22 protein-coding genes and 1 pseudogene are annotated in these 20,276 nt (G+C 64.9%); 12 read left to right on the top strand and 11 right to left on the bottom strand.

The features are described from left to right. Positions 1–79: 79 nt before the first annotated feature. From ABL838_RS32170 to ABL838_RS32180, 3 genes are all read right to left on the bottom strand, one after another. Positions 80–400, bottom strand: coding sequence for a hypothetical protein (locus ABL838_RS32170; protein ID WP_418126316.1), 321 nt, complete (start codon positions 398–400; stop codon positions 80–82). Positions 401–561: 161 nt separating this feature from the next. Next, positions 562–738 (bottom strand): hypothetical protein, encoded by a 177-nt coding sequence (locus ABL838_RS32175; protein ID WP_418126318.1) that lies wholly within the window; start codon positions 736–738, stop codon positions 562–564. A gap of 174 nt (positions 739–912) precedes the next feature. After that, a complete protein-coding gene (locus ABL838_RS32180; RefSeq protein ID WP_418126320.1) occupies positions 913–1,827 on the bottom strand; it encodes an NmrA/HSCARG family protein in 915 nt (304 codons plus the stop codon). 143 nt (positions 1,828–1,970) lie between these two features. Between ABL838_RS32180 and ABL838_RS32185 the strand changes: the two genes are divergently transcribed. Then, a complete protein-coding gene (locus ABL838_RS32185) occupies positions 1,971–2,891 on the top strand; it encodes a LysR family transcriptional regulator (protein WP_418126322.1) in 921 nt (306 codons plus the stop codon). A gap of 93 nt (positions 2,892–2,984) precedes the next feature. Here ABL838_RS32185 and ABL838_RS32190 read toward each other — a convergent pair. Beyond that, positions 2,985–3,068, bottom strand: a pseudogene (locus ABL838_RS32190) (DNA-binding response regulator); the annotation flags it as partial. Positions 3,069–3,218: 150 nt separating this feature from the next. Here ABL838_RS32190 and ABL838_RS32195 point away from each other — a divergent pair. From ABL838_RS32195 to ABL838_RS32205, 3 genes are read left to right on the top strand one after another with little or no spacing between them, the layout of a single operon-like run. Then, positions 3,219–4,394, top strand: a complete 1,176-nt coding sequence (locus tag ABL838_RS32195) for an efflux RND transporter periplasmic adaptor subunit (RefSeq protein WP_184642803.1) — start codon at positions 3,219–3,221, stop codon at positions 4,392–4,394. 10 nt (positions 4,395–4,404) lie between these two features. Beyond that, entirely contained in the window at positions 4,405–7,548 is a 3,144-nt protein-coding gene (locus ABL838_RS32200; RefSeq protein ID WP_418126324.1) for a multidrug efflux RND transporter permease subunit, read from the top strand. 4 nt (positions 7,549–7,552) lie between these two features. Beyond that, on the top strand, positions 7,553–8,962 hold the full coding sequence (locus ABL838_RS32205) for an efflux transporter outer membrane subunit (protein WP_418126325.1): 1,410 nt from the start codon (positions 7,553–7,555) through the stop codon (positions 8,960–8,962). A gap of 488 nt (positions 8,963–9,450) precedes the next feature. Here the strand turns inward: ABL838_RS32205 and ABL838_RS32210 are convergent, their stop codons facing one another. Next, positions 9,451–10,320, bottom strand: a complete 870-nt coding sequence (locus ABL838_RS32210; RefSeq protein WP_184642806.1) for an SDR family oxidoreductase — start codon at positions 10,318–10,320, stop codon at positions 9,451–9,453. A 54-nt stretch (positions 10,321–10,374) separates the two neighbouring features. Continuing rightward, on the bottom strand, positions 10,375–11,310 hold the full coding sequence (locus tag ABL838_RS32215; RefSeq protein WP_418126326.1) for an NADP-dependent oxidoreductase: 936 nt from the start codon (positions 11,308–11,310) through the stop codon (positions 10,375–10,377). 103 nt (positions 11,311–11,413) lie between these two features. On the opposite strand from ABL838_RS32215, the gene ABL838_RS32220 reads away from it, so the two are divergent. Then, the gene (locus ABL838_RS32220; protein WP_418126328.1) at positions 11,414–12,289 is read left to right on the top strand and encodes a LysR family transcriptional regulator; all 876 of its coding nucleotides are present in this window, start codon (positions 11,414–11,416) and stop codon (positions 12,287–12,289) included. 537 nt (positions 12,290–12,826) lie between these two features. Here ABL838_RS32220 and ABL838_RS32225 read toward each other — a convergent pair. Beyond that, positions 12,827–12,997: a hypothetical protein gene (locus ABL838_RS32225; RefSeq protein ID WP_418126330.1), complete on the bottom strand. Its 171-nt coding sequence runs from the start codon at positions 12,995–12,997 to the stop codon at positions 12,827–12,829. Between the two features lie 66 nt (positions 12,998–13,063). On the opposite strand from ABL838_RS32225, the gene ABL838_RS32230 reads away from it, so the two are divergent. Continuing rightward, positions 13,064–13,711 (top strand): hypothetical protein, encoded by a 648-nt coding sequence (locus tag ABL838_RS32230; protein ID WP_418126331.1) that lies wholly within the window; start codon positions 13,064–13,066, stop codon positions 13,709–13,711. A gap of 179 nt (positions 13,712–13,890) precedes the next feature. On the opposite strand, the gene ABL838_RS32235 is transcribed toward ABL838_RS32230, so the two are convergent. Continuing rightward, positions 13,891–14,814: a YihY family inner membrane protein gene (locus ABL838_RS32235; RefSeq protein WP_418126333.1), complete on the bottom strand. Its 924-nt coding sequence runs from the start codon at positions 14,812–14,814 to the stop codon at positions 13,891–13,893. Positions 14,815–14,898: 84 nt separating this feature from the next. On the opposite strand from ABL838_RS32235, the gene ABL838_RS32240 reads away from it, so the two are divergent. The 3 genes from ABL838_RS32240 (at position 14,899) to ABL838_RS32250 (ending at position 16,499) form a co-directional block, all read left to right on the top strand. Beyond that, entirely contained in the window at positions 14,899–15,165 is a 267-nt protein-coding gene (locus tag ABL838_RS32240; RefSeq protein WP_418126335.1) for a hypothetical protein, read from the top strand. A 57-nt stretch (positions 15,166–15,222) separates the two neighbouring features. Further along, positions 15,223–15,924, top strand: a complete 702-nt coding sequence (locus ABL838_RS32245; protein ID WP_418126337.1) for an SH3 domain-containing protein — start codon at positions 15,223–15,225, stop codon at positions 15,922–15,924. Positions 15,925–16,268: 344 nt separating this feature from the next. Then, a complete protein-coding gene (locus ABL838_RS32250; protein ID WP_184642813.1) occupies positions 16,269–16,499 on the top strand; it encodes a hypothetical protein in 231 nt (76 codons plus the stop codon). Here the strand turns inward: ABL838_RS32250 and ABL838_RS32255 are convergent. The 3 genes from ABL838_RS32255 to ABL838_RS32265 all read right to left on the bottom strand — a co-directional run bounded on the left by ABL838_RS32255 (position 16,488) and on the right by ABL838_RS32265 (position 17,502). Then, positions 16,488–16,718, bottom strand: coding sequence for a hypothetical protein (locus ABL838_RS32255; protein WP_418126338.1), 231 nt, complete (start codon positions 16,716–16,718; stop codon positions 16,488–16,490). The two genes, ABL838_RS32250 and ABL838_RS32255, sit on opposite strands and share 12 nt — an antisense overlap. Before the next feature lie 189 nt (positions 16,719–16,907). Beyond that, a complete protein-coding gene (locus tag ABL838_RS32260) occupies positions 16,908–17,225 on the bottom strand; it encodes a CcdB family protein (RefSeq protein ID WP_184642815.1) in 318 nt (105 codons plus the stop codon). A 7-nt stretch (positions 17,226–17,232) separates the two neighbouring features. After that, on the bottom strand, positions 17,233–17,502 hold the full coding sequence (locus ABL838_RS32265) for a type II toxin-antitoxin system prevent-host-death family antitoxin (RefSeq protein WP_418126340.1): 270 nt from the start codon (positions 17,500–17,502) through the stop codon (positions 17,233–17,235). Between the two features lie 51 nt (positions 17,503–17,553). On the opposite strand from ABL838_RS32265, the gene ABL838_RS32270 reads away from it, so the two are divergent. The 3 genes from ABL838_RS32270 (at position 17,554) to ABL838_RS32280 (ending at position 20,216) form a co-directional block, all read left to right on the top strand. Beyond that, positions 17,554–17,928: a hypothetical protein gene (locus ABL838_RS32270; RefSeq protein WP_418126341.1), complete on the top strand. Its 375-nt coding sequence runs from the start codon at positions 17,554–17,556 to the stop codon at positions 17,926–17,928. Positions 17,929–18,273: 345 nt separating this feature from the next. Next, positions 18,274–19,359, top strand: coding sequence for a type IV toxin-antitoxin system AbiEi family antitoxin (locus ABL838_RS32275; protein WP_418126343.1), 1,086 nt, complete (start codon positions 18,274–18,276; stop codon positions 19,357–19,359). Then, complete coding sequence (locus ABL838_RS32280; RefSeq protein ID WP_418126344.1) at positions 19,347–20,216, top strand: hypothetical protein; 870 nt, start codon at positions 19,347–19,349, stop codon at positions 20,214–20,216. The genes ABL838_RS32275 and ABL838_RS32280 overlap by 13 nt, the downstream gene beginning before the upstream one ends. Positions 20,217–20,276 lie beyond the last annotated feature (60 nt).

Genomic DNA, 20,276 nt, shown 5'->3' on the forward strand with positions numbered 1-20,276 from the left:
TGACCCTGCGGTTGGACGATGACTTCAGGGCAGGTGCGTGCTGCGCGGCGCCTCGCGCCGCGCAGCTCACCGGCGAGCGTCAGTCGTCATCGCAGTCGTCGTCGTGCCTGTGGTGGTAGTAAGGGTCGGGGTCATGGTCGACGCGCAGGGCGACGGACGGCGGCTGATAGATGACCGGCGGAGCAACGACGACCCGCGGCACGACCGGATACACCGGCGCCGGGACCACGTAGGCCGGCGCGGGTTCATAGACCACGGCCGGCGGCCGGGGCGCCACGACCACATTCGGCGAACCGATGCCGATGGACCAGCTCACGCCAGCGGTTGCCGACCCCGCTGCCAGCAGCAGGAGCGCAGCCATTGCGGAGGAACACCGTCTTTTGCGTTGCGGGTTCTTCATGAAAAGTCCTTGCATTGAAGTCCTTGAGGTGTGACAGGAGGGGCGGACCTGCGTTTGCGGAAGCAGCAACGGCGTGCGGTTTCCGAGGCCCTGAAATTGATCCATGCCGCCATGCTGCCGATGCTTCATCGAAGTTCGGTGGGCGCAGCATCAAGGATTGGTCAAGCGGCCTTCTTCTCGAAAGCTCTGTAGCGCGACGTTGCGCCGTGAGCAGGCGAACGGCGCTTCGAACGGTGTTTTCTCCCTCCCTCCCGGGAAAGAACGCTCATCCGCCAGTTGATCTGCTTCTCGCTGCGCTGGATCTTGGACGGGTCGACATAGACGTCGAACTGGGCCATCGTGCAATCACCATGGACGGCATGCCAGCGGTGTGCTGATCGACCCGGAACTCGCCACGCGAAGGATGAAGCGCTATCTTTCCGTCGCGTGCTGCTTGGCGCACGAGGGCCGCACGAGCAGACAGGCTCAGCAGGTACGGCGGCCCTATCGCTACTTGAGCACCGTCCTGTGCTTCAGGCCCGAGAAGCTTGACCGGTCCGGAAATTGTCCCTCGCCCAAGACGCGAAAGGAGTCGGCGTCCGTCCGGCAATCCTGTTCGCGAGCGCGATCTCATCACTGTGGGATCCTGGGCCGAGGTAGGTATAGGTCTCGTAGTAGGCCAGTGTTTCGCCCAATGCGTCCGCCCCAGGGAAGAAGCCTGCGTACACCTCTCGCGGAACGCGGGTGAAGGTGAGTTGATGGCCCAGCTCGTTCAACGCACCGACCATGTCGTCGAAGCTCAGGAAGTCGCCGACCAATGGCAGGTATGCGCCGTTGCCGGTTTCATCGGGGTGCGCGAATGCACCGGCAACGATGTCGCCCAGTTCGTTGATGTCGCCCATGTGAAAGCAACGCACCGTAGGATCGATGGGCAGAACCCACCCCAGGCTGCCATCCGGCTGTTTCTGCGGCCCGAAGGGGCCTGAGAAGTTCTGGTAGTAGGCGGGCGGCACGACAAAGGTGTGGCGCGCGAATCCGGCCTCCTTCACGATCGCATCGACCCTTGCCTTGCCCGTGAACTGGGGAAGCTTGAACTCGCCGCCGCTGATCGCCTCGACGTTCGGCAGCGTCGACCAGATCAGATGGCTCACGCCGGCAGCCTTCGCGGCCTTGATGGCCGCTATCGCCTGTTTGATCTCATCGGCGCCCTCCTGCCAGAAGTTGGTGACGAGAAACACGCCGTGCGCGCCCTCGAGCGCGGGCCCAAGCGTCTCTGGCCGCGCCAGGTCCGCGGCGATAACTTCGTCGGCGCCACCCTTGTACTTGCCCGGCTCGCGCGAGAGCGCTCGAACCTTGAATTGGCCGTTGGCTATCAGGGCTCGCACAACCCCGGATCCCTGGTTTCCCGTTGCGCCAAAGACGGCAATCAGCTTCTTTTCGACGGACATCACTGCACCTCTTTCGGGTCTGGCTCCAGCGCGTCGGCACGGACGCGGGAACGTTTTGTTGATCGGATAGGTGGATCTTCTATTCGATCGATATTCGTGGCAATGCCGCAAAAATTGGCAGCATTTGCTAGGATTTGATCCATATGGACGATCCTGTCGAAACATCAGAACTCATCGCCTTCACCAAGACGGTGGACGCCAACTCTCTTTCACGGGCAGCCGCCGAACTGGGCGTTCCACGCGCGACAGTGAGCCGTCGTCTCGCGCGCCTCGAGGAGCGTCTTGGGGCGCGTCTTCTGCGCCGCACCACGCGAAGCCTTGTCCTCACCGAAGTCGGGGAGGTCTTCTACCGACAGGCCTGCACTGCGCTCGAAGCCGTGCGCCTGGCCGAGCAGAGCGTGCGCAAGAGCGACGAGGTCGTGCGTGGCGACCTGCGCGTCTCGATCCCGCCGATGATGGACGCCAGCTTCCACGCGATGCTCTGCGACTTCGCGGCGAGCCATCCCGCGCTGCGCATGTACGTCCACACGTTGAGCCAGCACGTTGACATCCTCCACGACGGCTATGACGTCGCACTGCGTGCCAGCAGCCAAATGCAGCCCGGCCTCATCGCGCGCACGCTCTTGCGCGATCCGATGATTGCCGTGGCGGCACCCGCCTACCTCATCGCTCACGGTACGCCCCAGACGCAGCACGATCTCCGTGCGCACCGTTGTTTGCTCGGCTTCGCTCGTGGCGAGCTGCCGCAGTTTCACTGGCCCTTGGTCTCGGGAGCCAAGCTCCAAGTCGACGGCGTATTCTTCTCGAACGATATCGGCCTGTTGTGTGACGCCGCCGTCCGCGGGCTGGGCATCGCGCTCCTTCCGCACGGCCTCGCAGCACCGCACCTGGACAGCGGCTCGCTTGTACAGGTGCTGGCCGACATCGTCGGCGCTGAAATGCAGATCGCGCTGGTCTACCCGGAGCGAGCGTTTCTACCGCCGAAAGTACGCGCCTTTATCGACGCGGTCGCCGCCTGGGTATCGCGCGAACTGGACCCAGCCCGGCAGACTCGATCACGCTAATCGTCGGAGTTCGTCACGTGACCAAGGGAGAGTTGCTCCCTGATCTTCGATCAATCACACGGCCTAGGGCTACGCTGAAAAAGGTCCACCGCCACGTGCCACCGTCTCTGTGGCGTTGAAGGGCTTGACCACATCGTCGTCCGCGCCGATGCACAGGCTGGCCAGCTTGTTGACGTCCTAGTCCATGGCTGTCGGCCTGCGGCGAACCTTGCGTTCTCAAATTCTCCATCGAATCTCGACACAGGCTCATCCAAGCCCCAACGCTGCCCTTGAACAATCGTCTTTTGTTGCCGCTCGCGGAGGTCCGCCAGCTTCTCGAAGACACCCATGAAGATCGATTTTCTGCTCCGCCAGGGCGGCACGTTCGCCCTGGTATTGGTCCTTATCGCCGGCTGTGGCGGCGCGGAGACCGAAACCGGGCAGGCCGCGCCGCCCGCGCCCATCGTCTCGGTCATGACGGTGCGTGCCGCCCCGCTGGCGCTGACGCAGGACCTGCCGGGTCGCGTGGCGGCCGTGCGTGTCGCCGAAATCCGTCCCCAGGTCAGCGGCATCGTTCAGCGTCGGCTGTTCGAGCAGGGCACAGAGGTGCGCGCAGGCCAGGGCCTGTTCCAGATCAATCCGGCTGCGTTCAAGGCGGAAGTCGACACGGCTGCGGCAAGCTTGCAGCGTGCCGAGGCCGCGCTGGCACGCGCACGGACGCAGACGGCGCGCCTGCAGCCCCTGGTCGAGGCCGATGCGGTCAGTGGCCAGGCCTATGACGACGCCGTCTCCCAGCGCGAACAGGCCGCCGCCGACGTGAAGCAGGCCCGCGCGACCCTGGCGCGCAGACAGCTTGACCTCAGGTTCGCACTCGTGGAGGCGCCGATCTCGGGCCGTATCGACCAGGCCCTGGTCACCGAAGGCGCCCTCGTTGGCAGCGGCGACACCCATCCGATGGCACGCATCCAGCAGATCGACCAGGTCTACGTGGACCTGCGCCAGCCGGCCGCGTCGCTCGACGCGCTGCATGATGCGCTTTCAACACTTCAGCCGGGCTCCCGGGACGGTCTGGCGGTGACCCTGCTGCGAAGCAATGGCGCGCCGTACGCAGCCAAGGGGCGCATCCTGTTCTCCGGTGTGAACGTTGATGCCGGAACCGGAGCGCTGCTGCTGCGCGTGCTCGTGGACAACCCTTTGCGCGAGCTCCTGCCAGGCATGTTCGTGCGGGCGCGGGTACCGCAAGCCAGCCACGCCCAGGCTCTCATGGTGCCGCAGCAGGCGGTGGTCCGCGTGGCGGGCCAGCCGCAGCTGTGGGTGCTCAACGATCAAGGGCAGGCACAGCGCAAGGCGGTCGAATTGGGTGAGCTGGTCGAGCGCAGCTACCGCGTGCGTTCCGGCCTCCGTGCCGGCCAGAGGATCGTTGTCGAAGGCATGGAGCGCCTGTCGGAGGGCGCATCCGTAACGCCCCGGGACTGGAAGCCGGCCGATGTGGCTACGGCGGCCGATGCCGCGGCCGCTCGCTGAGAACGCCGCCATGCCGCAGTTCTTCATCCAACGCCCGGTCTTCGCCTGGGTCCTCTCCCTGTTCATCATCCTGTTCGGGGTCATCGCGATCCCGATGCTGCCGATCGCCCGCTATCCCTCGGTTGCGCCCCCCACCGTCAGCATCACCGCCACTTACCCGGGAGCGTCGGCGCAGACCATGAACGACGGTGTCGTCAGCCTCATCGAGCGAGAGCTGTCCAGCGTCAAGAACCTGCTGTACTTCGAATCGTCCGCCGACGCCTCCGGTTCGGCCTCCATCGTGGCCACATTCAAGCCGGGCACGGACCCTGCCATGGCCCAGGTCGACGTGCAGAACAAGCTCAAGGCCATCGAGCCGCGACTGCCGCAGGCGGTGCGCCAGAACGGTCTGGCGGTGGAGTCCGCGGCATCGGGCTTCCTGATGATCATCGGGCTGAGCTCGAAGGATGGACGTTTTTCCGAAACGGAGTTGAGCGACTACATGGTCCGCAACATCGTCGAGGAATTGCGCCGCATCCAGGGCGTGGGCAAAGTGCAGATGTTTGGCGCCGAGCAGGCCCTGCGCATCTGGGTGGACCCCGCCAAGCTGATCGCGTACGGCCTGTCGATGAACGACCTGTCGGCTGCAGTCACCCAGCAGAACGCGCAGATCGCGCCGGGTGCCATCGGCGCTTCGCCATCGCTGCCAGGGCAGCGCGTGACCGTGCCGCTGACGGTGCAGGGCCAGCTGAGCACGCCCGAGCAGTTCGCGGCGATCGTGCTGCGCGCCAGCGCCGACGGCTCCAAGGTGACAATGGGCGACGTGGCACGGGTCGAACTGGGTGCGCAGTCCTATGGCTTCATCAACCGTGAGAACGGGAAGGTCGCCACGGCGGCGGCCGTGCAACTGTCTCCGGGCGCCAATGCCGTGCGCACCGCGCAGGGCGTGCGCGACAGGCTCGACGAGCTCAAGCGCACCATGCCGGCGGGCATGGACTACTCGGTCCCGTTCGACACCGCGCCCTTCGTGAAGATCTCCATCGAGAAGGTGATCCACACCCTGATCGAAGCCATGGCGCTGGTGTTCCTGGTGATGTTCCTGTTCCTGCAGAACATCCGCTACACGCTGATTCCGGCCATCGTGGCGCCGATCGCCTTGCTCGGCACTTTCGCCGTGATGCTGGTGTCGGGCTTTTCGATCAATGTGCTCACCATGTTCGGCATGGTGCTGGCCATCGGCATCATCGTCGATGACGCGATCGTCGTTGTGGAGAACGTCGAGCGGATCATGGCGAAGGAAGGCCTCGCGCCACGCGAAGCGACGATGAAAGCCATGCGGGAGATCACCGGCGCAGTCGTCGGCATCACGCTGGTGCTGACGGCCGTGTTCATTCCCATGGCCTTCGCCAGCGGCTCCGTGGGCGTGATCTACCAGCAGTTTGCGCTGTCGATGGCGGTGGCGATCCTGTTCTCCGCCTTCCTGGCGCTGACGCTGACGCCTGCGCTGTGCGCGACGCTGCTGAAGCCGGTGGCGCAGGGACACCACGAGAAGCGGGGTTTCTTCGGCGGATTCAACCGGCGCTTCGATGCCATGAACGCGCGCTACGCCTCGCGCGTCGGCCAGCTGGTCGCGCGCGCCGGCCGTGTCATGCTGGTGTTCGTGGCGCTCTGTGCCGTGTTGGCCCTTGCGTTCCGGCAACTGCCCTCGGCCTTCCTGCCCGAAGAGGACCAAGGCTACTTCATGACGGTGGTACAGCTGCCCGCCGATGCCACCATGGAGCGCACGCTGGACGTCGTCAAGAAGTTCGAGGCGCACACGGCGAGCCGCCCTTCGATCCAGTCCAACATGACCGTTGTCGGCTTCGGCTTCTCCGGCTCAGGTTCCAACGCGGCCATGGCATTCACCATGCTCAGCGATTGGGACAAGCGCAACGGCGCGACCGCCAGCGGCGAGGTAGCTCTGGCGCAGCAAGCCATGACGGGAACCACCGAGGGAACGGTCATGAGCCTCATGCCGCCCGCGATCGACGAATTGGGCAACAGCTCGGGCTTCGCCCTGCGGCTGCAGGACCGAGCCAACCAGGGCCATGCCGCGCTCAAGGCCGCCGAGGCCAAGCTGCTTGCGCTGGCCGCGCAGAGCAAGGTCGTGACCGGCGTCTACCCGGATGGGCTGCCGCAGGGCACCAGCATCCGTCTGGATGTCGATCGGCAGAAAGCCGAGGCGCTGGGCGTGTCCTTCTCCAACATCAGCGAAACGCTGTCCGTTGCGATGGGATCGGCCTACGTGAACGACTTTCCCAACGCGGGGCGCATGCAGCAGGTCGTCATTCAGGCCGATGCGCCGGCGCGCATGCAGATCGACGACGTGCTGCGCCTGCACGTGCGCAACAGCAGCGCAGGCATGGTGGCATTGAAGGAGGTGGTCACGCCCGTGTGGACGGACACGCCGTTGCAACTGGTGCGCTACCAGGGGTTCCCCTCCACGCGCATTTCAGGCAATGCGGCACCGGGTGCTTCCAGCGGAGCGGCGATGGCGGAGATGGAGCGGCTGGCTCGGCAGCTGCCGCCCGGCTTCGCGCTCGAATGGACAGGCCAGTCGTTGCAGGAGCGGCAGTCCGCCGCCCAGGCACCGATGCTGATGGCGCTGTCCATGCTGGTGGTGTTCCTCGTGCTGGCGGCGCTTTACGAGAGCTGGGCCATCCCGCTGTCGGTGATGCTGGTCGTCCCCTTGGGCCTGCTGGGCGCGGTGGCGGCCGTCCTGCTGCGCGGCATGCCCAATGACGTGTTCTTCAAGGTCGGGATGATCACCGTCATCGGCTTGTCGGCAAAGAATGCGATCCTGATCGTGGAGTTCGCCAAGCAACTGCATGAGCAGGGCGAGGGGCTGATCGAATCGGCCGTCGAGGCGGCGCGCCTTCGGCTGCGCCCCATCCTGATGACATCGCTCGCTTTCGGCATGGGGGTGGTGCCGCTGATCATCGCCTCGGGCGCCAGTGCCGAGACACAGCGCGCGATCGGCACCGGTGTGTTCGGCGGGATGGTGACGGCCACCGCCCTGGCCATCTTCTTCGTGCCCGCCTTCTTCGTGTTCGTGATGGGCTTGCAGGAGCGCATCGCGGCGTCGCGTAGGGCGCGCCGCCCCCACGCCGGGCATGACCGTGGGCAGGAGGGCTGACGCGATGCGGCGCCTCTTTCTTCCTGTCGTGATGGCGTTGTCCGCCTGCTCGCTGACGCCCGAACTGGTCAGGCCTGCGAGACCGATCCCTGAGGTGTATCCGGGCCAAGTGACGACCGATGCCAAGGCGCACGGCGCAGACCTCGGCTGGCGCAGCATGTTCGGCGACCGGCGGCTGCAGCGATTGATCGCACTGGCACTTGAGAACAACCGCGACCTGCGCATCGCCGTTTTGAACGTCGAGGCGGTGCAGGCTCAGTACGGCATCCAGCGCGCGGCGCAGAGGCCCGCGATCGATGCGACCGGCAACGCGACGCGCCAGCGGAGCGCGGCCAATGACACATCGAACCCCGTCGTTCCCGCCGCTGTTCAGAATCAGTTCGGTGTGAGCGTGGGCACGAGCGCGTTCGAGATGGATCTCTTTGGCCGCGTGCGCGCACTGTCGGACGCAGCGTTCGCGCGCTACCTGGCGAGCGATCACGGACGGCGGGCCGCGCAGATCGCCTTGGTCGGCGCAGTGGCCGATGCCTACTTCACCGAGCGCCTGGCCCAGGAGCAGCTGCAGTTGTCCGAGCGCACGCTCGCCGACTGGCGCCAGTCGCTGGACTTGGCGCGTCGGTTGAAGGCCGCGCGCCAGAGCAGCGGGCTGGAGGTGGCTCAGGCCGAGGGGCAGGTGGCGACCGCCGAGGCGGATGTGCAGGCGCGAAGGCGCGCCATGGCGCAGGCCGGCCATGCGCTGCGGCTGCTGGTGGGCGCGGAGATCCCGGCCGGCTTGCCGGATGGGCTGCCCCTGCAGGCTCAGCCGGTGGTGAGCCAGCTGCCGGCGGGGTTGCCCTCGGACCTGCTGTATCGGCGGCCGGACATCCAGCAGGCCGAGCAGGCGCTCGTCGCGGCCAACGCGGACATCGGCGCTGCGCGGGCGGCCTTCTTCCCGCGGCTCTCGCTGACGGCATCCCTCGGCTACACCAGCCCAGCCATGGGCAGTCTGTTCGATGGCGCGCAGCGTGCGTGGAGCTTTGCGCCGCAGCTCTCCGTCCCGTTGTTCTCGGCCGGCCGGTTGCGCGCCGAGCTGCGTCTGGCCGAAGTGCGCAAGTCCAGCGCGGTGGTGGCATACGAGCGGGCGATCGAGACAGCCTTCCGAGAAGTGGCCGACGGTCTGGCAGGGCGGGAGACCTTCGCTGTGCAGCTCGAAGCCCAGGCCCGCGCGGTGGCGAGCGCAGAACGCCGTGCGGAGTTGTCCAACCTGCGCTACCGTGCGGGAACGGAGGGGCGCCTCGAACTGCTCGATGCACAACGCCAGCTCTATGCCGCCAGGCAGGCGCAGCTGGATCTGCGGCGCAGTGCGTTCGGCAGTGCGGTGGCGCTGTACAAGGCCCTGGGCGGCGGCTTGATGGATTCGGATGCCAGGCTCTGAATTCGGGCGCGGCGCGGGGAGTCGGGAGGACGGCTGCGCCTCTGGGTCATTCGCACGTATTGTCCATTCATTCCGCTGGCGCTTGGCCCAATGCCACGGCTGCCCGCTTTGGCTCTCTTCCCAAGGGGGTGTACGTGCTGTGGCTGCACCTGAGCCCGGGCCGAACGACCGCTCCTGGCGTATGAAAACGTGCGGAGGTCGTGATTTTCGCGGGCAGCCAAAACCATTCCCCGAGGCATGATTGTCGATCATGGTGCGATCTGAGAGATCGCCTTCAGGCAATCGGCACGACGGCGGCGTTTTACACGGCCTCGGCCGATGGTACTCGTTCGCGCTTTGCCGCTGAATGCCAGCAATCGCTGCACCACGGAACAGATATCAGGGGCCTCGGAGCGCATCTGGTGATGAATCCTGGATACCTGTCCGCGTGCACAAATCAGCATTGCTTGTGGCCCGTGGTCCCGGCCGACGTACGCGAAGCGCTCCGCCTACGACGCGGCCGTGGCCTCTTTGACAAAGTCGGCGTACTTGCGCAGGGGACGGCCAAGGATGGCCTGCAGGCGGTCGATTGTGCCGTCCGTGCCGTGCATGCCAAACTTCTGGATGCCGACCATCATCAGGCGCATGTCATAGGCAAGCCAGGACGGCCCCAACGCGGCCAGCTGTTCTTCGAAGGCCGCCGCGTCGTCTCCGCCGTAAATCACTTCGCGATCGAGCGCGGCACTCCAGATCCTGGCCACCGACTCGCCGGTCAACAGCTCTGGCCCGACCAGGTCCAGCGTCGTGCGCGGTGAGGGGCCGGGCTCGCGATCGCGACGCAGCAGTTCGGCGACGGCGGCGTCCGCGATGTCGCGCGCATCGATCATCGCGACGCCCGCCGAGCCGATCGGCATAGGATAGACGCCGTAGCCCTGGATCACCTGCTGGACCGAGCGCTCGTTCTGCATGAAGTACGCCGGTCGCAGGATGGTCGCCGGAATGTCGAGGGACTCGATCATTCGCTCGACCGTGTGCTTGCCGGTGAAGTGCGGCACGTTGGTGAACTTGTCCGCGTGGATGACCGACAGGTAGACCACGCGCTCGATGCCGGCCTCGCGCGCCAGGTTCAGCGCGACGAGGGCCTGGGTCACCTCGTCGGGCGTGACAGCGTTCAGCAGAAACAGCGTGCGCACCGATGAGAGGGCCGCGCGCAACGACGGCACGTCGGTCAAGTCGCCGACGACCTCCTTGACGCTGGCCGGAAAGCTTTGTTTTCCGGGTGTGCGAACGAACGCGCTGACCTGTGCGCCGGCGGAGGCCAGCCCTTGGACGACGAGGGAACCGATGGTGCCGGTGGCACCGGTGACGAGAATGCTCATGAAGATCTCCAGGTGGTTGAGGGAAACGGTTGAAGGGATGGATCACAAGGTCGATCAACGTGAGAAATCCGCGACGACCTTGCCGATGCGAGCGGCTGTGCGATTGCGCTCGATGGCCACGGGGATGTCGTCGAAGCCCACGACTTCGTCGAGCTTCGAGACCAGGGTGCCTTGGGCGATCTCCGCTGCGAGCCGCTCCAGGAGGGCTGCGTCCGGCTGGTTCATCAACCACAGGCCACGACGGCCGGCGGGCGTTCGGGCAAGGATGTCGGGCGATGTCGTGCCGACGATCGCGCCGTCCTTCGCCAGCACCTGCCACGAGCGATCGAGCACTTCGCCCCCGACGTAATCGAGCACCAGGTCGATGTCGCTCGCGACCGATTCGAAGCGTTCGCGCCGGTAGTCGATGACGCGGTCTGCGCCCAGGCTGCGAACGTATTCGACGTGCGCAGCCGACGCTGTTGCGAAGACCATGGCGCCTGCCCGCTTGGCGTACTGCACGGCATAGCCACCCAGGCCTCCGGCCGCGCCGTGGATCAGGATTCGCTGACCTGCGGCGATCGGACCGGCGTGGTGCAAGCTTTGCCATGCGGCCACGGCCGCCACCGGGACTGCAGCCGCATGGACGTCGTCCAGGCTGTCCGGCGTGCGCACCAGGTGGGCCTCGTCGACGGCCACGAAATCGGCATAGGCACCCAGCCTGCCAAGCGGCCCCATGACGCGATCGCCCACGAGAAAGCGTGAGCTTCCGGCCCCGACGGCCTCAACGACACCCGCGAGTTCGATACCCAGCACGGCCGGCAGTTGAAGCGGGAAAGCGTCCCGGACGAATCCTTCACGAACTTTCCAGTCGATGCCGTTCACGCCGGCGGCTCGAACGCGGACCAGGACCTGGCCCTGTCCGGGAGCGGGCCTCGCGATCTGGGCGACCTCGGCGGCGGCGGCACCGCCATAGGCCCGGATCAGGACAGCGCGTTGATTGGTGGTCATTTCAATTTCCTCATGTCGAAGTTGCGATGGGGAGAAGATAGTTCGTTGCATTAATAAAACGAAGATGCGAAGATAAAGACACCTCGTTTCAAATTCGGAACACATGGACCTGAATGCATTGACCGACTTCGCCCTCGTCGCGGCGAATGGAGGCCTTGGCAAGGCAAGTCGCGCGAGCGGGCGATCGAAGGCGACCTTGTCCCGGCGCATCGCGGAGCTGGAAGAGCAACTCGGCGTGCGGCTCATCGAGCGCAGCGCCCGCGGGCTCAAGCTCACGGAAGCCGGACAGATGCTCATGGATCGCACCGAAGGGCCGATGCACGAGGTGGCCGATGCCATGACCTCCGCGCGCGAGGGCTTGTCGGTGCCCCGCGGACGCTTGCGCATTGCTTCGCCGGTGCTGTTCTCGCAGTTGGCGATGGGGCGCATCTCCGCCGGGTTCTGCGCGGCCTACCCGGATGTCACATGCGAGGTGGTGGCGGACGATCGCTTGGTCGACCTCGTCGAAGAGCAGTTCGACGCCGCGATCCGGATCAATCCAAGCCCCGACAGCAGCCTCGTAGGCCGGTGCTTCGCCAAGGACCGGCTAGTGGTCGTGGCGGCGCCCTCCGTTCCCTTGCCGCCCCCCGGCAAGGTCAGCCCCGTTCCGGGCATCGTGTCCACAAGTTTTCAACCCACGAACTGGACGCTCGACGATGGGCGCCTGGTCCTGGAGCCGATTCCGAGGCTGAGGCTTTCCTCATTCCTGATGATTCGCGACGCTGCAGTCGCCGGCGCTGGTGCTGCCCTGATGCCGCAATCCATTGCGTGGAACCAGCTGACGCGCGGAGAACTGGTTCAATGGGGCCGGGTCTCGGGTGCGGAGGTCGAGCTCTGGGTCCTGCATACATCACGACGACTTCCCGCGCCGAAGGTTCGGGCGTTTGTTGATTTCATGTGCGAGCAATATCCGCAGGGATCTCTCGTATTGAATGGCTAGAAGACCCGCAGGGCGCGCATCGGCGAGACCATGGGGCCGGGCTGGGCCTGGCAATCTGCCATGAAATCGCCGTGGCGCATGACTGGTGGCTCAGGGCCCAGTGGGCAGCGCCCGGAATGCGCTTCCGGCTGTCCAATGAGGTGGCGGAAAAGTTTGCCTGAGCGACCAGGCCCGTGTTCGTTGGGCCGCAGGCTTGACGGATGCTGAGCGCGAGCACTGTGCACGTAGCACATTGAACGTGCCATGTTCGAAGACTTCGATGCGTGCCGACGGAACGCGGTGCAGTAGTCCAGCGGAAAGACTTCCTGATGGGCCAGCCCGAGGCGTTTCAGGTTACGCTGGGTTTGGGCGGGTGAATCGCCTTGCGAAAAAAGGCCCTGACCTTCGGTCGTGAACAGCGCGACCGCCGCGACATCGAAGCCAGCTTGCGTGTCGCAAACATCACGCCTGGATAGACCCGCCCGCCGGCCAGCCTCAGGGCGACGGCGACACCGAGCGAGGAGTCGTTGTCCGGCACTTCGCTGGTCGGGTCCGGCTTCACCCCAGGTGGTCCTGCTCTTCGCCGTCTCCATCCTCATCCACGGCGAACTCCCAGACAGGGAACGTCTCCAGTTCGGCGGCCGTGAGTTCATCGACGGGCTTGCGTGTGGCGAGGATAGGGGGCATGGGCTGCAGTTTCAGATCGAAATCGATGGGCGAAAAACGCATTCGTGTGGCTTCTGCCTTCGCGCGAAGTCCCGGGGACGCCGCGGTGCCGCGCGATACATTGCAACCATGGAAAAGTCTGTGAAACGCGCCAAGCCGCTGCGGGACGTTCGCTACTTCGAGAGTCCCGAGCACCTGCGGCCCGGTTCTCCCATGCCGGGCTACGCGGGCGAGCGCTTCAAGCTCCCGAAGGACGCGATCGCCCTGGGGCAGCGCATCGGCAGAAAGTGCGAGGAACTCGGCATATCGATCGGGGATGCCGACCACCTGTATGTCTGCCTCACGCCCTGCATCCCTGAGGCCAGCCTGCTACACACCGACTACGCCCTGGAGCGATGGCACAGGTTTGTCATGGTCGGACTGGCCAGCGACTACAGCGATCGCCCGCCGGGCGAGCAGTTGTCAGTGGTTCAGAGCGCGACCTTCGGGGCGATCGCGGCGCTGGCAACAAGGGGTGTGGAGTTGCTGCCCCTGCTGCAGCAAGAGATGGCCAGCAAAGGCAATGCGCTGCGGGTGACGCTGCGGACCAAGGAAACGAAGAAATACCGCATACGCGTGGAGCAGGACATTCCGGTCCATCCCGCGCCGAGCCGGGTGTTCGCACGCATCGAGGAACGCGCCACTTCGCGCGCTCTGGAGGTTCAGGTCGCGCAGGTCCGGTTCCATGATGATGCCCCTAGCCTGGTCGACCGGCTGTCCTCGTGGACGAGGTGCTGACGATCCATCCTCGCAAGTCCTTCCGGGCGGAGCTCATCGGTCGCGACTACGAGCTTCCGCTGAAGGTCAGTCTGCGGGAGCTTGTCGAACCTGGCGGAGGCTGAGGCCCTTGCGCCGCGACTGGAGCCAGTGCGGCGCGCAGACGCCTTCCTCGCCGATGGGGCGACCGGCGGCCGAGTTCACGCCCGGGCAGGTTTGCCTGCCGCTTGCCGGCGGTTGAGCGCCAGGTTGGCCGTCACCATGGCCGCGACCAGGGTGACCAGCCACGAGAAGTACACCCACAGCAGGAACATGGGAAGAACCGCGAAGGCTCCATACAGGGCCTTGTATGTCGGGATCTTGACCAGGTAGGCGGTGAAGCCCCGCTTGCCGAGTTCGAAAACCATGCTGGCGATCAAGCCGCCCGTGAAGGCATCGCGCAACCGGACCTTGGTGTTCGGCACGAGGTAGAACATGCTGGTCAGCATCGCGACGCCCAGCAGGAACGGCCCGAGGTCGAGCACGAACGCGAGCGACGGCGGCAGCGCGCCGATCAGGCCCATGGAAATGCCCAGCAGGTACGACGTCGCCCACAGGCTCAAGCCCAGAGCGGGCGGGCCGATCGCCAGCATCAGCAGGTACAGGCCGACCCTTTTGAAGAAGGGCCGGTTCCTGCGCACCTTCCACATCTGGTTCAGCGCGTTCTCCACCGTCAGCAGCATCGCGATGGCGGTGCCCAGCAGGAAGAGCGAGCCCACCCAGGTCATGCCGCTTGCATTCGCGGCGAAATGGTTCAGGTACTTCAGCACCGTGCGCGCGATGTCCGTGGGAAGAAGCCTCCTCAGCAAGAACTCCTGAAGCGCGTCCTGGAACCGCGAGAAGACCGGGAATCGCGTGAAGAGCGCAAAGCTCGTCGCGAACAGGGGCACGATCGAGAGCAAGGTGGTGAACGCAAGGCTTCCGGCGACCTGGGGCAAGCGCTCCTTCCGGGCGCGGTCGATGGTCAGGCTGATCAGTGCAAACATGTATCGCTGGGAGAAGAGGGGAGGAGTCGACCGGCGTCGCGGGGCAAGAGCCGCCACCGCTGGGGGCGCTTGCGGCCGGCAGACGATAACAGCCGCCATCAGGTGCTTGCCGCAGCGCCGTTGTGGGGCCACTCGAGGGCTGCCGACCCTTCCGGAAATGCTGCAGGCCGAACAGAATGGACCATGCCGCGCCCTTCCGATCCTTCGCCGACCCCACCCGCGCAACGCCACCCCGTGCTGCGGCTGCTGATCACCCTTGCCTGGGTGGTGCCAGCCGGTCCGGTCCTCACACTCGTCCTGTATCCCTTCTGGTCATGGTGGGAGGCCACCACGGGCTGGGAGTCCGTCGGCCATTCGGGGCCTGCGGACTGGTGCTACCTGGCGACGTGGGCGGTATTGCTTGCCGTGGCCTGTCTGGTGCCGCTGGTTGCACGTCGCCGGGCCGGCTGATGGTGCAGAAGGTGTAGAAGAGGCCGGCACTCCACCACATTCTCTCGATGGCTACCGATGGCTGCTGATTTCCACCTCCACAGGGCGATCCTGATCGCCATCACTGCCTGTCTGGCCGCGCTCGCCAGCGGCGCGAAGGCCGCGGGTCCCGCCGACGGTGCTTCGCGCCCGGCGTCGCCGGTGGTGACACCGGCCAGATCCTGCAGCTTCGGTGCCTTCGTCGCCGAGACCGACCCGGCCGGGCTCAACGTCCGCGAGGCGCCGAGCACTGCGGCCAGGGTCTTGGGCAGGCTCCCGCCGACCTTCGTCGAGCCTGCGATGAACTACGGTGTTCGCGTCGAGGTCGAGGTCATCGGCGTGCGCGACGGCTGGTTCCTGATTCGCAACGCCAAGGACAACGCCGATCTCACCGGTCGTCCGGCGCGGCCGATGTACAGCGGCAGGGGATGGGTCAGCGGCAGCAAGCTCACCGTGAAGTCCCAGGCGGATGCGGGCCGCGCGCGACCGGCGCGTGCCGCCGCGGTCCACCTGCGCGTGGGCGACGGCGAAACCTTCGATGGCGACAGCTTCATCGAAGCCGCCCGCCTGAGCGACTGCCAGGGCGAATGGGCGCAAGTCGAGTTCGCGGATCAGCGCTTCCCCGCCCAGGATCGCGCCACGCTGAAGGTCGAACCTGCTGCGCGCGCGGGCCTGCCGCCGGGCCGTTTTCGCGTCTGGGTGGATCGCCTCTGTGGCATCCAGGAAACCAGTTGCTCCTGACCCGTCCGATCCGGGCGTCTCGCCCTGTGGCGTTCTCGCGAGTGGGCAGCGTCCCGCTCAGCTCGGCTCGCCATGTGCCCGTAGCAGGCCTTGAGGGCTGTGTAATCGCGGTGGTGCGCCGTAGCCGTGTCGATTTCCATGGATCCTGACCCCGGCGGGGGCGGCATGAAAACCAGTCCAAGTTTTTATCCGCCCACCATCACCTCTGGTGATGCGTTTGCGATCTCGATGCACACGCCATGTGGGAAACATGCCCCATCCCGCAAAGGGCTCGGGATTTCTCCGACATTGGCAGCATGGAAAGTCAGTGAGATTCAATCAATCAGTTCCCGCTTCGGTCTGTCATGCCGCTCAACTACCTCCAGCGCCTTGAAAAATCGAGCTTGCCGCTGACCGTCACGGATCCAGATGAGGTTCGTAAGGTAGAGGTACTTCGAGCAGCACTGCTGATCGAAGCGCGGCTGCGTCGCGCCACTGGTGCAGGCTCTGTTCATTCGGCCATCGTCTACTCGATCACATCGGCTGGCATGGAGCACCTCAGGAGGCTGCGCCGATCTCCCGGATCAAGTGGATGAAGCTTTCGATCGGCGCAGGATCTCAACCGGCCCGATGCCGCTGTAAACGGTGGTGCCGTCCTTCAGCGAGATGACGGTCCACCGCTCGCCGGCGAGGCCGGGCGAGACCTTGTAGTCGGCCGGGCTCAGCGGCAGCTCACGTTCTTCACGCGTCTTGTCGCTGTACCAGGCTGGCGTGTAGAGGGTGGTGCGTTCTGAGAAGAAATCGGTCTGGCTCATCGGGGAATTGTCGCAATACAGGTTGGCGCCTTGGGCCATGGGTCGCTGGGCCGCAAGCTACGACCACCGCGACGGTTGCGCGGAGGGCCTCATAACGCTCATCCTGTTGATTTCCATGGAATCCTGACCCGGCGGGGGCGGCATCAAACAGTCCAAGTTTTCGTCCGCACCCCCTGCCGAAGGCTCGACTCAGATTCCGCTAATCACTGCATCGAGCGCGGCCACGAAGTCGCTGGCTTGAGATCGCAGGTTGCCCTGGACAGAGCCCAGATCCTTGACCCGAAAGGGTGCAGCCAGATGGGGCAATGCCACCAGCATCGCTCCGTTCCAGCCGATGGTCGGACAGAGGGACCGCGGCATCGCCGCCGGCATGTGGGCACGCAGTGCCAACGGCATCACGAGGCGGGTCGGGAGCTTGTCGAGGATCTCGCTCTGGATGTCCACCATCCAGGGAATCTCGCCGCGCTGGGTCTTGGACGGGTTGGCATAGACATCGAACTGGGCCATCGTGCAATCACCAGGGACGGTAGTCCTCGCCGAAAACACCCACGCGCTCGACAAGCTCGTTCTGGGCTGCAATCCACTCCGCATAGGTTTCGTTGAATTCGCGCTTGCGCTGGCCGAGCGTCTTCGTCCGTTCGAGTGCCTCGAGCTCGGCGTAACGGGCTGCCGAGACCATCACAACTGCGACGCGGTCGTTCTTCATGACCTGCACGGGCTCGCGCTCGGCTTGACCCAGGTAGTAGCCGAAGCGGTTCTTGGCATCGGTGGCACTGACTTGCATGATTGGACTCGGGTGAGAGTGATTAGCCATTTTAGCCATTCTTCAGCAGGAATGCCTTGGCATTCCCCTGGAGTCAACGCACCGAAGAGTTGCTGTCTCATCGCTGGCAATCCTGGAATTTCCCTCGGAGCCAATGTCATCCTCTGCACGGGCCGGCTGGCCGAGGTCGAGGGGTTCGAGCGCAGGGCCGGCGAGCTGGTGCGGGCCTTCCTTGAGGCGCATCGCGGCGAGCTGCACCGCGACCTGGACCTGGGGCTGGCCACCTTCGTCTGCGTGTCGAGCGTGGAAACCCTGGCGCACGGCGCGGTGCTGCATCGACCGGAGCTTCTTGCGGGTGACAGGGGGACCCTTCATCGACGAAGTGACCCGGTTGGTGGTCCGGTACCTCACCTAGGCCGGCAGATAGCTGCGGCCGGCGTCACGTAACAGAGCCACCCGCGGGCTGGATGCGCCTTCACCTCGGCGTCGGGCCGCAGTTCACTGGACTCGTAGAGGATGTAAACGTCACACAGAACTGTTTAAATATACAGTACTATTTCGCCATGGACGGCGAGATCTCCCGACCTTTGGATCTACTACTGCGCGCTGCAGCTGAAGCGGCACTGGCGCACGATCGATCCTGACTAGCTCGAGGAGCTGGTCCGGCGTCGATGCGTTCTGTCCTTTGATTTGCCGCAATTTCACCAGTTTGCCGCATTTCAGCGGTTGCTGGAAGCGGGATTTTTGGTGAAATTCCCTTGATAATTTCATCAAAAATGGTATTTTCAGCAGATGCTGAAAATCGATGATTCGGTGAAAAATGTCGAGCGCCAGGCTGCTGCTGCTGCCCTTCGCCTGCTCCTAGAGCAAGTGCCAGCCATCCAGCTTCTGGCCATCGAGCACGAAGCGCTGAGCCCCGATCACGGGGTCGATATCGTGGCGCACTTCGAGGTGTACGGCAGGCGACAGGCGTTGGTCTGCGAAGTGAAGTCCACTGGCCAGCCGCGCCACGTCCGCCTCGCGCTGCTGCAGCTGCGCGACTACGTGATGAATCAAGCAAAGGATGCCGTGCCCGTCTTCATCGCACCCTACCTGTCGCCTGAGGCCCAGGCACTGTGTCGCGAGCACGAGGTGGGCTACCTTGACCTGGAAGGTAACGCGAGGTTGGCGCTCGACAGCGTTTTCATCGAGCGCCAGGTAGCGAGCAAGCCTGCTGTGGAGCGGCGTGAACTCAGGTCGCTTTTCAAGCCGAAGTCCGCCCAGGTGTTGCGCGTGATGCTTCGAGATCCGCAGCGTGCATGGCGCGTTACGGAGCTTGCAGAGGCCGCCGAGGTCAGTCTGGGGCATGTGAGCAATGTGCGCGTTGGCTTGTTGGACCGCGAGTGGGCGCAAGTCTCCAGCGAAGGCCTGTACCTGTCCGAGCCCGACGTGCTTCTCGATGAATGGCGCGACGCCTACGAGCCGCCAGTCGGCCGGCGTATGAGTTTCTACACGACGTTGCACGGCAGTTCGTTCGAGGAGGCTGCGCGGCGAGTGATGAGTTCGCAGCATGCAACGGGACTTTTGGCAATGGCGTCCTTCTCGGCGGCGCACTGGCTTGCTCCGTATGGCCGCACCGGCACGCAGTACTTCTATGCGGACGATGCGGGCCTGGAACATCTGCGCTCGGGCCTGAAGCTGTCTTCCGCCTCGAAGGGCGAGAACGTGACGGTGACCTTGCTCAAAGACCTCGGTGTATTCCGCGATACGGTGGAGCCGGCACCTGGCGTCACCTGCACCAGTCCCGTCCAGACCTACCTGGATCTCGCAGCAGCCGGCGAGCGGGGGCGGGAGGCGGCCGACCATCTACGACAAGAAAGGTTGAAATGGCAGAAGTGACCCCAGGCGAGCCACAGTCCGCCGCCGACTACGACGATCGCACGACGGCGGCAGTCAAAACGGTGTTGCTCGAAATCGGCCAGATCCTCGGAAGTTTCAAGGGCAAGTTCGCCATCGTCGGCGGTGCCGTACCGTGGCTGCTGCTTGGCAATGAGGACATGCCGCACGTCGGCACGCTCGATGTGGATCTCGGGCTAGATGCTGAGGCCTTGGGTGACGGCGAATACGCCACGCTGGTCGAGGCTCTGCAGGGGCACGGCTACCAGCAGCGTCATGACCTTCGGCGTTTTCAGCTCGTGCGCCAGATCGCGACTGAAGATGGCGGTGCTCCGATCGACATCGTTGTCGACTTTCTGATGCCTCGCAATGCCGAGATCATCAAGAACGTGCCGCCGCTGATCACCGACTTCGCGGTGCAACGAGCAGACGGCGCTGATCTGGCCCTTCGCTTCTATCAACTGGTAGCGATCACTGGCTCGATGCCCACCGGTGGTACGAACCGCGTCGAGATCGCAGTTAGTTCGATACCGGCTCTTCTGGCCATGAAGGGGCATGCGATCGAGGGGCGCTACAAGCAGAAAGATGCCTACGACATCTACTACTGTGTCCGGAACTATCCTGGAGGGCCGGAGGTGCTGGCTGAGGAGTGCCGGCCGCTGCTTGACCATGCCAGTGGCGCCGCAGGCTACGAATTCATTGCCGGCAAGTTCGACACGGTCGATGGTTTTGGACCGACCTGTGTGCGTCGCTTTGTCGAGGAAACGAAAGTGCTCGGTGAACGCAGCCCCGAGCAGTGGCAGCAGGATGCTTTCGGTCAGGTCGATGCTTGGTTGCGCGCACTTGGTTTGAGAGGATAGGTACCGTGGTGCAAGCGTCTTTCAACAACTTCGATGCTGCCGCAGGCGGTCGCGGAACGC

It is taken from the genome of Variovorax sp. 160MFSha2.1, from assembly GCF_048305075.1.
Taxonomy (GTDB): domain Bacteria; phylum Pseudomonadota; class Gammaproteobacteria; order Burkholderiales; family Burkholderiaceae_C; genus Variovorax; species Variovorax guangxiensis.

Coding starts and splice junctions, on each gene's coding strand:
- ABL838_RS32170 (WP_418126316.1), bottom strand. CDS start 400: ATGAAGAACCCGCAACGCAAAAGACGGTGTTCCTCCGCAATGGCTGCG.
- ABL838_RS32175 (WP_418126318.1), bottom strand. CDS start 738: ATGGCCCAGTTCGACGTCTATGTCGACCCGTCCAAGATCCAGCGCAGC.
- ABL838_RS32180 (WP_418126320.1), bottom strand. CDS start 1,827: ATGTCCGTCGAAAAGAAGCTGATTGCCGTCTTTGGCGCAACGGGAAAC.
- ABL838_RS32185 (WP_418126322.1), top strand. CDS start 1,971: ATGGACGATCCTGTCGAAACATCAGAACTCATCGCCTTCACCAAGACG.
- ABL838_RS32195 (WP_184642803.1), top strand. CDS start 3,219: ATGAAGATCGATTTTCTGCTCCGCCAGGGCGGCACGTTCGCCCTGGTA.
- ABL838_RS32200 (WP_418126324.1), top strand. CDS start 4,405: ATGCCGCAGTTCTTCATCCAACGCCCGGTCTTCGCCTGGGTCCTCTCC.
- ABL838_RS32205 (WP_418126325.1), top strand. CDS start 7,553: ATGCGGCGCCTCTTTCTTCCTGTCGTGATGGCGTTGTCCGCCTGCTCG.
- ABL838_RS32210 (WP_184642806.1), bottom strand. CDS start 10,320: ATGAGCATTCTCGTCACCGGTGCCACCGGCACCATCGGTTCCCTCGTC.
- ABL838_RS32215 (WP_418126326.1), bottom strand. CDS start 11,310: ATGACCACCAATCAACGCGCTGTCCTGATCCGGGCCTATGGCGGTGCC.
- ABL838_RS32220 (WP_418126328.1), top strand. CDS start 11,414: ATGGACCTGAATGCATTGACCGACTTCGCCCTCGTCGCGGCGAATGGA.
- ABL838_RS32225 (WP_418126330.1), bottom strand. CDS start 12,997: ATGCGTTTTTCGCCCATCGATTTCGATCTGAAACTGCAGCCCATGCCC.
- ABL838_RS32230 (WP_418126331.1), top strand. CDS start 13,064: ATGGAAAAGTCTGTGAAACGCGCCAAGCCGCTGCGGGACGTTCGCTAC.
- ABL838_RS32235 (WP_418126333.1), bottom strand. CDS start 14,814: ATGGCGGCTGTTATCGTCTGCCGGCCGCAAGCGCCCCCAGCGGTGGCG.
- ABL838_RS32240 (WP_418126335.1), top strand. CDS start 14,899: ATGCCGCGCCCTTCCGATCCTTCGCCGACCCCACCCGCGCAACGCCAC.
- ABL838_RS32245 (WP_418126337.1), top strand. CDS start 15,223: ATGGCTGCTGATTTCCACCTCCACAGGGCGATCCTGATCGCCATCACT.
- ABL838_RS32250 (WP_184642813.1), top strand. CDS start 16,269: ATGCCGCTCAACTACCTCCAGCGCCTTGAAAAATCGAGCTTGCCGCTG.
- ABL838_RS32255 (WP_418126338.1), bottom strand. CDS start 16,718: ATGAGCCAGACCGATTTCTTCTCAGAACGCACCACCCTCTACACGCCA.
- ABL838_RS32260 (WP_184642815.1), bottom strand. CDS start 17,225: ATGGCCCAGTTCGATGTCTATGCCAACCCGTCCAAGACCCAGCGCGGC.
- ABL838_RS32265 (WP_418126340.1), bottom strand. CDS start 17,502: ATGCAAGTCAGTGCCACCGATGCCAAGAACCGCTTCGGCTACTACCTG.
- ABL838_RS32270 (WP_418126341.1), top strand. CDS start 17,554: ATGCCTTGGCATTCCCCTGGAGTCAACGCACCGAAGAGTTGCTGTCTC.
- ABL838_RS32275 (WP_418126343.1), top strand. CDS start 18,274: ATGCTGAAAATCGATGATTCGGTGAAAAATGTCGAGCGCCAGGCTGCT.
- ABL838_RS32280 (WP_418126344.1), top strand. CDS start 19,347: ATGGCAGAAGTGACCCCAGGCGAGCCACAGTCCGCCGCCGACTACGAC.